Here is a 10,789-nt window from a genome sequence, read left to right as displayed (position 1 = left end):
CGAAGGTCCCGCTACCCGTGACGGAGCGTCACCGGCGCACGGTGGCACACCCCCGCTTCACGAAAATCTTGCCAGGGCCACGTACACGTGTACGCGGACATCCTCGTCCTCGCCGACCGCGCCTACCAGGGAGCCGGCGCCACGTTTCGCACTCCCACCACCGTGAACAGCCCGAGCACTACCAGCAGTTCAACCGCGACCACGCACGACTCAGAGCGCCCGGCGAACGCGCCTTCGCCCAGCTCAAGTCCTGGCGACTGCTACGGCGAGCCAGATGTTCCACCCGCCGCATCAGCACCATCGTCCAAGCCATCCACACACTCCTGACCTGCAACCATTCAGGATGAAAGAGGTTCACTGACCCTCAACAACCAAGATCAGCCGTTGACTGGACACACCCGTAGCCGTAATCGGACGCCGCCTACGGGCAAGAGGGACGCTTCCGCCGCATGCTGGAGCAGTCCGGCCTCGGCTACGTGCTCGCGGTGCCCAAATCCCAGCAAGTCTTCGGCCCGCGCATCGACCACCTCTTCGCTCAGGCTCCCGCGGAGGCATGGGAGCCGATCTCGTGTGGCGGCGGGGCCAAGGGACCGAGGCTCTACCACTGGGCGGCACTGGAACTGCCCACGGTGGCCGAGTTCGACCACCAGGGCGATGCCCCGGTCCGTCGGCGGTGGGCGCTGGCCCGCCGCAGCCTGAGCAAGCCCGAGGAGATCGCCTACTTCCTCGCCTACGCGCCACGGGAGACGGTGGTGGCCGACCTGGTGCGGGTCGCGGGCATGCGCTGGCAGATCGAGGAGTGTTTCCAGGCCGCGAAGAACGAGTGCGGCCTGGACCAGTACGAGGTCCGTCGTTACACCGGCTGGTATCGGCACATCGCCCTGGCGATGCTCGCCCATGCCTACCTCGCGGTCATGGCCGCCGACGCGGCGGCAAAAGGGGGCTGCAGAAACGCTTCCGACCCCTTGGCTCCGCTCACCGTGGCAGAAGTCCGGCGGCTCCTGGCGCCTCGCCTCGCCGGACACCGCCGAGCCAGCCGGTCGCTTCGCGCACACATGCTGAACTGGTCACGCTGGCGCCGCAGACATCAGACCGTCGCCCGCCACTGCCACTACCGGCGACGACTCCACACGTTGGAGGGGCGGTCGGACAAGACCGCCCCTGATGCGCACCATCCCGCCAACTACACTCCGCACGATGCCTCTGACCAGGCCAGATAGCGAAACGCTGCTGGAGTACTAAGTGCTGGGTTCCTCAAAGGCAGTAGATGTATCGACGGCGCAGGTATCGGGTGGGTGGTGCGGGTCTGCCCCATATCCATGGTCGTGCCCGTGCGTTGAGCTGGGCTGTGGCGTGTGCGGTGGCTTGGGTGATCTCGTTGGGCCCTGCGAAGGACTGACCCGCCAGGGCCGCCTTGCGGAAGATACGCCACCAGGCTTCCTGGAGGTTGAGCCAGCATGCTCCGACGGGAATGAAGACGTGCCGGATGCGGGGGTGATCCTCCAGCTTTTGTAAGAACTGCTGGTAGAAGACGCTGTTGCGCGACGGGGCGGTCATGGTGATCTCTTGGCCGTCCGTCACGCGTAGACCGCCGTAGACCCAGGTCTTCTCCGGACCGCGGCTGTAGTCGATCTCGCTCTTGATGCGGTGCCCGTTCGGCGACCAGCCGGGTGCGGGCGGGAAAGTGCGTGGGATCACCGGTCCGAGCTCGTCGGCGCAGACGACCGTCGCACCGACGGGCGGGTGGGTGTAGAGGCCGATGATCCGCGTCCTTTTCCCTCGAAGTCACGGTCCTTCGACCGTATCCAGGAACGAGTGCGCCGCCATCTGACACCCTCGGCCAGCAGGATTCTGCGCACCTGGGACCTCCCCACCTCGATCCCGGCCTGTCGGGCGGCCTCGGTCAGCGCGTCGAGCGTCCACTGCGAGACGCCAACTTCGTCGTCCGCCGCCAGTTCGCCGTCCTCGTGCCTGGTCAGACGGCCAGAGGGTGCCTGTCTGACCAGCGCGACGATCCTCGACCGTTCAGCTTCGGTGATCCGTCTCGGCCGTCCGCTGACCGGCCGGTCCTCCAACCCTTCAAGACCCAGATCGTTGAAGCGGTGCAGCCACCACCGCACCGTCTTGGCATGGCAGCCAAGCTCCGCCGCGATCGCCGCTACCCGCAGACCATCCCAGCTCAGAGCGATGATCCGTGCTCTCGACACGAGATCGGCCGGCGCCTTGCGCGCTCCCGACAGCCTGGCGATCACCCGCTCCTCCTCCGGCCCCGAAGCAGCTCGGGCACACAGCAACACCGGCACAACCAACCCCCTGCCAACTACTCCAACAAGGCCTGTATACCCCCAACTTGAGGAACCCAGCATAAGTAGGGCTTGGTCAGGTTGATATGACCGTGGGTATGTCGCGGTGGCAGGTGGGGCAGATGCCGTTCCAGGTGGCGAGGAGGGTCTGTAGCTCGCGGACGATTCGGTAGAGGCTCAGGCCGGCGCCGCTTCTTTTGGGGCTCTGGCCAGTCGTTGCAGGGTGCAGAAGGCGTGCGCGACGGAGACGAGGGTGACGTGGTGGTGCCAGCCGTTCCACGTGCGGCCTTCGAAGTGGGCCAGGCCCAGGGCCTGTTTCATCTCACGGTAGTCGTGTTCGATGCGCCAGCGGAGCTTGGCCAGGCGGACCAGGGTGGTCAGCGGGGTGTCTGCGGGCAGGTCGGAGAGCCAGAACTGAACGGGTTCGCTCTGGTCGGCAGGCCACTCGGCCAGGAGCCAGCACTCGGGCAGCTCCGGGCTGTCGGCCGCTTGGCGGACCTCGCGACCGGCAGGGCGGATCCGCAGGGCCACGAACCGCGAGTACATCCGCTTGACGCCGCTGCGGCCGGTGCCGGGCCGGGAGCCCTCACGCCATTGCACCGGCTTTGCTGCCCGTCGGCCCGCCGCGGTGACCAGCTGTTTCACCGACTGCGGCTTGTCGGGGTACTTCGCCACCGGTGGTCGTCCGGTCCCGGAGTACGGCTCGGCCACCGGCACCGCGTGGCCGGGCTGGGCCGAGAGTGTGGTGGAGATTCCCACCACGTAGTGGAGGCCGCGGGCCTGCAAGCCGTGCCGGAAGGCTGCGGCATCACCGCATCCGGCGTCCGCGATGGCCAGGGGCACCTCGATGCCCCACGAACGGGTCTCGTCGAGCATGTCGAGTGCGAGCTGCCATTTCTCCACATGCCCGATGTCGTCGGGGATGCCGCAGGCGGCACGGCGGGCCACCTTGTCCGGGTCCGCCTTCGGCGAGGTGGGATCCCAGGTCTCGGGCAGGAACAGCCGCCAATCGACCGCCGCCGAGGCATGATCCGAGGCCATGTGCAGAGAGACACCCACCTGGCAGTTGGTGACCTTGCCCGCGGTCCCGGTGTACTGCCGCGACACACACGCCGAGGCATTGCCGTCCTTGAGGAACCCGGTGTCATCGAAGATCAGCGCACTCGGCCGGATCGCCGCTTCCATCCTCCAGGCCAGCCGAGCCCGCACATGCGCCGGATCCCACGGGCTGGTGGTGATGAAGTGGGCCAGGGCCTGACGATTCCCGTCCTCCCCGAGCCTGGCCGCCATCGGCTCGACCGACTTACGCTGCCCGTCGGTCAGCAGCCCACGCAGGTAGACCTGCCCCCACCGACGCTGATCGTCCCTCGCGAACGGCTCAAAAACCTCCGCCGCGAAATCATCCAGATCACACCGCACCGCGGCCAAGTCCTCAGGTGTCACATCCGATCAACGACACAGCCAACCATCTGGACACGCCACCACAGGCTGAACCTGACCAAGCCCTAGCTAGGTAGTCTTATGCGTACTTCTCCGGTTTTCTAGACGATATCCTAAAGGTCAGACTGTGCCATGTTCACGAGCGTAAGCGCCGGGACTAATTGCGACTCTCTGTGCTATGCCGGACAGCACGAACTGTCGAGCTACCGTGCTGCTAGGGGAGATGATGAGCATGATAGGCCGTTGGTTCAAAAACGCAGCATGCGGGAGCCTTGACTCTGAAGTGCTGTTCGCTGACGCAGCGCGCCAGAAGCAGCGCGCCAAAGTCTTGTGTATGAGGTGCTTGGTGCAGACCGAGTGCCTGATTGAAGCGCTGGATAACCACATTGAGTTCGGCGTATGGGGCGGAATGACTGAGAGAGAGAGAAAGGCGCTACTACGCCGCCGACCCGAGGTCGCTTCTTGGCGACTTGTGCTGGAGGCAGCTCGGCGTAGCACTGTCCAAAGGTAAGATGTTTGTCGTCGAGGTCCTTCCGTCATGCCCGATCGAATGGCGTCGGGACGTCTGTTCCGGCCGTGCGGGATATGCTCGCGGGGAGTAGCTTCAAAATGGAAGATCATGAGTAGGCTGGGTATGGCTGACGATACGTGGGACATGGGGCGTTGGATTCTTTCCACCTCTCAAAGCGTGCAATTCGAGGTGGTGGAGACCACCAGGTTGCTAGACCCGGGAAACCCACAGTTGAAGCAGGTTCCAGGAACGCCGGAGCCCCCCCGCGGACACCGTCTCGCTGTCCTAGACGAAGCCGTCGAAGACATATTTGGTTCTCGTATACGCGACTACTTCGCTTCCAGTAATACTCCGATGAGTTACATGACTGTCCCGGCAGGAGACGAACACAAGACGATCGAGCATGTCCTGCGGGTCGCCAGCCGCCTCAATGAGATTGGCACCGAGAAATTCGACATGCCGCCAATCGCTTTCGGCGGCGGAGTGGTTCAAGACATCGTCGGGTTGGCGACGACTCTCTACCGCAGTAGCATCCCATACGTTCGAGTGCCAACTACTCTCCTCGGTCAGATCGATAGCAGCGTGTCAGCTAGAAGCGGCGTGAACTTTGAGGGGTTTCGCAATCGACTTGGAACGTTCAACCCTCCATCCCTGACCTTCATCGATCGCGCCTTCATAGCCACTCTCCCCAAACGTCATATTCGTAGCGGCTTGGGACAGGCGCTCAAGATGGCGCTGATCAAAGACCCTGTACTATTCCGGCTTCTGGAGGAGTTCGGCCCTCTGCTTGTCCAAGAACGACTCCAGGACACGAGCCCTCTCACTGCAGAGCGTGAGCCGGGGCGCTTGGTTATGCATCGAGCTATCGATGGAATGGCCGCAGAGTCGCAAAAGAATCTCTGGGAGAAAGGATTTCATCGCATAGTCGACTATGGTCATGCGGTAGAAATGGAGGTGCGCCCCATAATGCTTCACGGCGAAGCAGCAACCATGGGGAGCCTCTTCTGTGCAGTCCTGTCTCTGAATCGTGGATTGCTGTGCAGTAGAGATTACGATCGAATTATCGATTGCGTTCAAGGCATGGGCCTCCTGCTGGCTCGCGAGACGTTCGGAAGCCTCGGTCTGGTAGAGTCCGTCTTCGCTGATGCGGCACGCCATCGAGTGGGCGTCCAGCATTTGACTTTGCTAACAGGCATAGGGAAAACGGTATTCGTGGAAGACCTCACTGATAAGGAAATCAAACAGGCGGACCGGGCGATGCAGAAACTTTTCCGTAAAGCCTAAGAGTAAACCACTAAGACCGTTTCCTATGTGGTGAGGCGGATGAGTCGTTTGTAGCAGCAGAGGGCGGCGGCGAGACCGAGGAAGGCCAGGTAGTTGCGGGGATGGCGTTCGTAGCGGTGGTTGAGTCTGCGGTATCCGGTGAGCCAGGCCATGGTGCGTTCGATGACCCATCTGTGGCGGACGAGTCGTTCGCTGGACTCGATGCCCTTGCGGGCGATACGGACTGCGATGCGCTTGCCACGTAACCATTTCCGCAGGTCAGATATGTCGTAAGCCTTGTCGGCGTGGAGTTTGCGGGGCTTGTAGTGCCAGCCGCGGTGGGGGTCGTGTCTCGATTGGAGACCGGCCACCATCGGCTTCAGTCCGAGGCTGTCGTGCGTGTTGGCTGCGGAGACGCCGACGATGAGGGGCAGTCCGTTCGCGTCCGACAGGACGTGCATCTTGCAACCCGCTTTGCCCCGGTCCACGGGGCTCGGACCGGTGAGTTCGCCCCCTTTTTGGCCCGAACGTGGGCCGAGTCGAGAACAGTTCGGGACAGGTCCAGCAGGCCGCACTCGTCGATCCGGTCGAGGACCGCTTCGTGCAACCGCCCCCAGACGCCGGCCCTGGACCAGATCATGAACCGGCGATGGGCGGTGGACTTCGAGATGCCGAAGCACGGCGGCAGAGCCCGCCAGGCACAGCCGCTGACCAGCACATAGATGATCGCGGCGAACAGCGTCTCATCAGGCGTGTCCTGCGTCCCACCGCCCTGGAGACGCACCTTCGACGGCGGGATCAGCGGCTTCGCGATCTCCCACAACCCATCCGGAACAATCCAACTCCACATACCCCGCCCCATGAAACACCCAACGAGTCACAGCCACATAGGACACGGTCTAAATCGGCCCTGCGACCGTAAATGAGCCAGGGCACCGCTCAACGAGCTCATACAGCCAATCGAGTATGGAAGGATACGAACCAACAGAGCCCCCAGACCATCGATCGGCAGCGTCGCGTGAAACCAGCGCCGCCAACGACTGGGGGTTCTGCTACGTCACCACCCACCCCACCAGACTTTCCCCCACAGAGCCAGGATGAAAGACGTTCAATAAGAACGACTATTTGGGCTCTGAGATTTCTGCGCGTTTTCGAGAGCGGTAGCGGGCTACATTGATCCGTGTAGAGCAGCGTCGAGAGCAGTAGCGGCGAGACCGATTAACAGATGCGTCCAAGTATACATTTCGGCATTTGGGGTTATCGCAGCTGCCGAGTCGACTCATTCCGTACTCGGCAAGTTGGATGGCAAGCCCCAGGCAAGCCTTTGCGGCATAAGTAGAGCTGACCATGCCTGTCCTGTCGGAAATCCGGAGAATCCATACCGACTCTCGTTGCTTCGTGTTGGCTAGAAGGTCACGGTGATAAACTTGGGCGCTGGCAGGAAATTCCAACAACAATGCGTTGAGTAGTGCGGCGATTCGAACCGTATCCCTCTCGGAGGCGGCGGTAAAGACATTCCGCAGGCGAGTGCGAATAGCGCGCAAGCGCGACAGATCTTCCAGGGTAATCTGTTGTCCCTTAGCGCCGCCATAGGAGCTGAGAAGAGAGTGCACTGAATCTAGAGTAGTCAGAGCGTCCTTGGAGGAGCTCACCCCTTCGCTATTCACCAGTCGCACAGCGTATTCGGCATAGTGGGAAAGTTTCATGGCGATTATCCCGGGAATTCAGTGCGTGAGGGAGGTTAGAAGTCGGAGTTTCGTTCGGAAACCGGGCGGTAGTATGTATGTCGCCCATCCTCCTCCCAGTATCAGTTCTGAAAAGCATGTCCCGTTCCCGCATCTCGCCACTACGGGGAAACTACCTATAGCGTACCTACAAATTTATGGGAGCGAGTTCCAGTCTGCTGTCGTGGGGATCGTGGAACGCCTGGTGCCGGATGAGTTGTGGGAGTTCTTTGAGCAGGTGGCGCCGTCAGCACTCCCGATAGGCAGCCATGTAGTCCTCGGTCATCGCGCGCACTGCGAAGTCCACGATGTTCGTAGGGGTGGGCGATGCGTAGCTGGTGATCAGGTAGCTGCTCGTGCGGTAGGCAGCCCGGCGCTGTGAGAAGCCGTTGTTGTGTCGAACTTGATGTGCATGTTCTCGCAGGTCAGGCACGATGTCGTGGTGGGGGAGGCGGGCTGGTGTCGTTGGGTTCTCTTGTCGGTGGAGGTGCGGGGATTGGCGTCGGTCGTGGTGGTGAGGTCTTGTCCGTGCGGCGAACGAGCCCTCCGCGTTGGTGTCGAAAACTGAGCCCGTGACGGACGCGCCCGCTGGGGTGGCGGCGTCCGGGGCGACGCGGGCGGGTTCGATCGTCCCTGTGTGGCGGCCCGCGCTCACGGCAGATGTCCTCGCGGTGGACTACCAGCGCATCCTCGCCTTGCTGGTGGAGCCCCGTGCGGGCGGGGACGGGGTGATGACGTGCCAGGAGGTTGCCGTTGGGCTTGGTCTGGCGTCGGTTTTGTCGTGTGTGGAGGGCGTGCGGTCGAAGATGAAGCGGTTGGTGGACCGCGGCTGGGCCGCCGAGCTGGCGCCGGGCCGGTTCACGCTCGCCGACGGGCCAGCCGCCGGCTCATGAGCATCGTCATCGACCACCGCACCATCTGCTCGTGGACCGCGGGCAGTGTCTCGTAGTCGCGCACCAGCCGGCGCGAGCGGAACAGCCACGCGGTCGACGGGGGCAACCTGCAGCTCCTTGCAGACTGGCTCGACCCCGAACTGATCACGATGGGTGTCGATGAACCCGGTCATCTCGGCGGTCGCGGGTCGAGCTCCCGCGCGAAGAAGGCCGAGGCGGCTTTTGAGGATCTCCACCGAGCGCCGCAGCTCCCGGTTCTCCCGCTCCAGCTCCGTGATCCGCTGCGCGTCCGCGGTCGAGGTCCCCGGCCTCTGCCCGGCGTCGATCTCCACCCGCTTGACCCACTTCCGCAGGGCCTCACGATGGATGCCGAGCTGGTCGGCGACCCCGGGAGATCGACACCTTCTGCCCGGTCTCCTGACGTATCTCGAAACACGAGCCTCACGGCTCTCTCCCGCAGCTCAACGGGGTACTTCCTCGGCGCTGGCATGACTCCAACCCTTCCAGGAATCAGAGCCTCCAAAGAAACACAGGCCGGTTCAGTCTGTGACTGACCTTGGTGTCTCGTAGATTGATCAAATACCTGCACTGCTGGGTGGTGATCGACATGGACGCCACGATCATCACGGCGGCGTCGAAGAAGCAGGGCGCTGCGGCGACCTGGAAGAAGTCCTTCGGGCTCCATCCCCTGGCCGCGTAGTGTGCGAACACTGGCGAGTGCCTGGCGATGCTGCTCAGGACGGGCAACGCCGGCTCGAACATGGTGGCCGATCACATCCGGGTGTGCGCGAGACGCTCGCTCAGGTCCCCGGTGCCTCGACGGCGAAGATCCTGGTACGCGTGGACGGCGCGGGCGCAACCCACGGTCTGCACGAACACCTGCGGGATCTGAACACCATGCGGCGCACGGTCCGCTTCGCCACCGGCTGGATGATCACCGACGAGGACGAAAGGTCATCGCCAAGCTCCCGGAGAGCGCCTAAAAGAGCGTTTTGTCCCGGCGAAGGTGTTTGGTAAGTCAGTCGAGGATGATGGCGGGGTGTTGGTCAAAGTAGAGGCAGTGCAGCCAGCCTCATCGAGGCCCGTGACGGTCCGAGTGCACTCGGTGGTGGGCACCGTTGTGGTGCTCTGGCAGGGGGCTCCTGGGGCAGTGGGACGAGAACACCATGTCGAGTGGACCGTGGATGAGGACATCGTCTGGGCGGTGAATGCCTGGTCCAGTGGCTCTCGTACCCCTGAGCTGCGGCAGAGCGGCGACCGCGTTGTCTTTCGTGGGCTGCTGAGCCTCACCGAGGACGGAGGAGTTGTCCTGGACGTGGGTGGCACGCCGATCCTGCTTGATCTCGCCGACCATCCGCTGCCGGAAGGCGTCGATGGATCGTGGGTCGAGGTCCGTGTGGCTCAGGACGGCGTCGCCGTCTGGCCTTACGGGGTCTGACTGCTGGCGGACGGTCAGGTGTCGCGCCAGTTCGGGGTGGATTCCTGGGTGAGGCGTCGGCTCATGAGGTTGATCATGGCGACGTGGATTATGGCTTCGGAGCGGTGGGGGTGGGGTTCGTAGTCGCGGGCGAGGCGGCGGTGGTGCATGAGCCAGCCGAAGGTCCGCTCGACGACCCAACGGCGTGGGATGACTTTGAATCCTTTCGTGTTGGGGTCGCGTTGGGTGACTTCGACGTCGATGCCGAGGTGGGCGCCGTGGTCGATGGTTTTCGTCCGGTAGCCGTTGTCGACCCAGGCCTTGGTGACGCGGGGGTTCTCGGCGGCGATACGGGACAGTACGTGGATGCCGCCGGTGTTGTCGGAGACGCTCGCCGCAGTCACCCAGACGGCGAGGAGGAGACCGAGGGTATCGACGCCGAGATGGCGTTTGCGGCCTGCGATTTTCTTGCCTGCGTCGATGCCCTGGCTGGCCGCGGGAACGTTGGCGGAGGTCTTGACGCTCTGCGCGTCCAGTACGCAGGCGCTGGGCTCGGCGTTGCGGCCTTCGGCCTCGCGGAGCAGGCGGCGCAACAGACCGTTGAGCTGGTCGAAGACGCCTTCTTTCTGCCAGGCGGCGAAGTAGCCGTAGACGGTTTCCCAGGGCGCGAAGTCGTGCGGGAGGTAGCGCCAGGGGATGCCTGTGCGGTCGACGTACAGGATGGCGTCCATGATGCGGCGCAGGTCGTGTTCGGGCGGGCGTCCGATGTCCAGGCCCTTGCCCCGTCGATCGGCTCGCCAGGCCGAGAGAGTGGGTTCCAGCAGTTCCCAGCGGGCGTCGGACAGATCGCTGGGATACGAACGGTGTCGCGTCATGTTTCGGTAGTACTGCCTGAGGCGGTGCGTCCCCAGGGCGCAAACAGCGCCAAGCGGGGGCGCTTTGGGATCAGACAGGAGCGACCCGGCAGAAACGGACTGGAACACACCGCCACCTGCCACACGAGGCGCAGCAATCGCATACGCCACAGCCATCCCAGACCAATTCAGCCCCTAAACCATCCCCAAACACGCCTGCCGGGACAAAACGCTCTTTGAGTGGGCGTTCATGTAGGGATCTTCCGGTATGCGAGATTTATCCGTGCCTCAGTTTGAGCGCCTCTGCCCGGTAGGAGGCGTACACCTCCACCTGGATCACGAACCTGCCTGCCTGTCTCGTTCACTTCCATGCCTTGAAGTCCG

At 63.3% G+C, this 10,789-nt stretch carries 13 protein-coding genes, 2 pseudogenes and 1 other annotated feature; of the genes and pseudogenes, 7 read left to right on the top strand and 8 right to left on the bottom strand.

Annotated elements, in window-relative coordinates:
- Nucleotides 1-99 precede the first annotated feature (99 nt).
- Together ACFWI9_RS30110 and ACFWI9_RS30105 are read left to right on the top strand one after the other, a co-directional pair.
- Nucleotides 100-347: pseudogene (locus ACFWI9_RS30110) on the top strand (transposase family protein); the annotation flags it as partial.
- Between the two features lie 102 nt (nt 348-449).
- The gene (locus ACFWI9_RS30105; protein ID WP_387167158.1) at nt 450-1,220 is read left to right on the top strand and encodes a hypothetical protein; all 771 of its coding nucleotides are present in this window, start codon (nt 450-452) and stop codon (nt 1,218-1,220) included.
- 34 nt (nt 1,221-1,254) lie between these two features.
- Here the strand turns inward: ACFWI9_RS30105 and ACFWI9_RS30100 are convergent, their stop codons facing one another.
- The 3 genes from ACFWI9_RS30100 to ACFWI9_RS30090 all read right to left on the bottom strand — a co-directional run bounded on the left by ACFWI9_RS30100 (nt 1,255) and on the right by ACFWI9_RS30090 (nt 3,746).
- Nucleotides 1,255-1,698: an IS630 family transposase gene (locus ACFWI9_RS30100; RefSeq protein WP_387167155.1), complete on the bottom strand. Its 444-nt coding sequence runs from the start codon at nt 1,696-1,698 to the stop codon at nt 1,255-1,257.
- On the bottom strand, nt 1,695-2,252 hold the full coding sequence (locus ACFWI9_RS30095) for a helix-turn-helix domain-containing protein (RefSeq protein ID WP_387167152.1): 558 nt from the start codon (nt 2,250-2,252) through the stop codon (nt 1,695-1,697). Before ACFWI9_RS30095 ends, ACFWI9_RS30100 begins: the two co-directional genes overlap by 4 nt.
- Nucleotides 2,253-2,480: 228 nt before the next feature.
- The gene (locus ACFWI9_RS30090) at nt 2,481-3,746 is read right to left on the bottom strand and encodes an IS701 family transposase (RefSeq protein WP_387167148.1); all 1,266 of its coding nucleotides are present in this window, start codon (nt 3,744-3,746) and stop codon (nt 2,481-2,483) included.
- A 175-nt stretch (nt 3,747-3,921) separates the two neighbouring features.
- Between ACFWI9_RS30090 and ACFWI9_RS30085 the strand changes: the two genes are divergently transcribed.
- Together ACFWI9_RS30085 and ACFWI9_RS30080 are read left to right on the top strand one after the other, a co-directional pair.
- Nucleotides 3,922-4,254, top strand: a complete 333-nt coding sequence (locus tag ACFWI9_RS30085) for a WhiB family transcriptional regulator (protein ID WP_387167145.1) — start codon at nt 3,922-3,924, stop codon at nt 4,252-4,254.
- Nucleotides 4,255-4,377: 123 nt separating this feature from the next.
- Nucleotides 4,378-5,538, top strand: coding sequence for an iron-containing alcohol dehydrogenase (locus ACFWI9_RS30080; protein WP_387167142.1), 1,161 nt, complete (start codon nt 4,378-4,380; stop codon nt 5,536-5,538).
- A gap of 23 nt (nt 5,539-5,561) precedes the next feature.
- Here ACFWI9_RS30080 and ACFWI9_RS30075 read toward each other — a convergent pair.
- Together ACFWI9_RS30075 and ACFWI9_RS30070 are read right to left on the bottom strand one after the other, a co-directional pair.
- Nucleotides 5,562-6,379, bottom strand: a protein-coding gene (locus tag ACFWI9_RS30075; protein ID WP_387167139.1) for an IS5 family transposase whose coding sequence is annotated in 2 segments (ribosomal slippage) — nt 5,562-6,037 and nt 6,037-6,379 — 819 coding nt in all. Because the reading frame shifts where the segments join, the coding sequence is not laid out codon by codon here.
- Between the two features lie 259 nt (nt 6,380-6,638).
- Nucleotides 6,639-7,223: a CGNR zinc finger domain-containing protein gene (locus ACFWI9_RS30070; RefSeq protein ID WP_387167137.1), complete on the bottom strand. Its 585-nt coding sequence runs from the start codon at nt 7,221-7,223 to the stop codon at nt 6,639-6,641.
- Nucleotides 7,224-7,813: 590 nt separating this feature from the next.
- On the opposite strand from ACFWI9_RS30070, the gene ACFWI9_RS30065 reads away from it, so the two are divergent.
- Nucleotides 7,814-8,134, top strand: coding sequence for a hypothetical protein (locus ACFWI9_RS30065; protein ID WP_387167135.1), 321 nt, complete (start codon nt 7,814-7,816; stop codon nt 8,132-8,134).
- Here ACFWI9_RS30065 and ACFWI9_RS30060 read toward each other — a convergent pair.
- Both ACFWI9_RS30060 and ACFWI9_RS30055 read right to left on the bottom strand, forming a co-directional pair.
- Nucleotides 8,100-8,240 carry a hypothetical protein gene (locus ACFWI9_RS30060; RefSeq protein ID WP_387167132.1) on the bottom strand — a complete coding sequence of 47 codons (141 nt, stop codon included), beginning with the start codon at nt 8,238-8,240 and terminating at the stop codon, nt 8,100-8,102. The two genes, ACFWI9_RS30065 and ACFWI9_RS30060, sit on opposite strands and share 35 nt — an antisense overlap.
- Nucleotides 8,233-8,346, bottom strand: a sequence feature (AL1L pseudoknot). (Overlaps the previous gene by 8 nt.)
- A 33-nt stretch (nt 8,347-8,379) precedes the next feature.
- Nucleotides 8,380-8,508 (bottom strand): annotated as a pseudogene (locus ACFWI9_RS30055) (transposase); the annotation flags it as partial.
- Nucleotides 8,509-8,693: 185 nt separating this feature from the next.
- Between ACFWI9_RS30055 and ACFWI9_RS30050 the strand changes: the two are divergent.
- Nucleotides 8,694-8,834, top strand: a complete 141-nt coding sequence (locus ACFWI9_RS30050) for a hypothetical protein (RefSeq protein WP_387167129.1) — start codon at nt 8,694-8,696, stop codon at nt 8,832-8,834.
- Nucleotides 8,835-9,284: 450 nt separating this feature from the next.
- Nucleotides 9,285-9,572 carry a hypothetical protein gene (locus ACFWI9_RS30045; RefSeq protein WP_387167126.1) on the top strand — a complete coding sequence of 96 codons (288 nt, stop codon included), beginning with the start codon at nt 9,285-9,287 and terminating at the stop codon, nt 9,570-9,572.
- 14 nt (nt 9,573-9,586) lie between these two features.
- Here the strand turns inward: ACFWI9_RS30045 and ACFWI9_RS30040 are convergent, their stop codons facing one another.
- Nucleotides 9,587-10,426 carry an IS5 family transposase gene (locus ACFWI9_RS30040; protein ID WP_387167123.1) on the bottom strand — a complete coding sequence of 280 codons (840 nt, stop codon included), beginning with the start codon at nt 10,424-10,426 and terminating at the stop codon, nt 9,587-9,589.
- Nucleotides 10,427-10,789 lie beyond the last annotated feature (363 nt).

Origin of the sequence: Streptomyces sp. NPDC127084, assembly GCF_042724175.1 — a bacterium.
In the GTDB taxonomy this organism is placed as follows: Bacteria; Actinomycetota; Actinomycetes; order Streptomycetales; family Streptomycetaceae; genus Streptomyces.
This window is presented reverse-complemented; position numbering and strand designations above follow the sequence as displayed.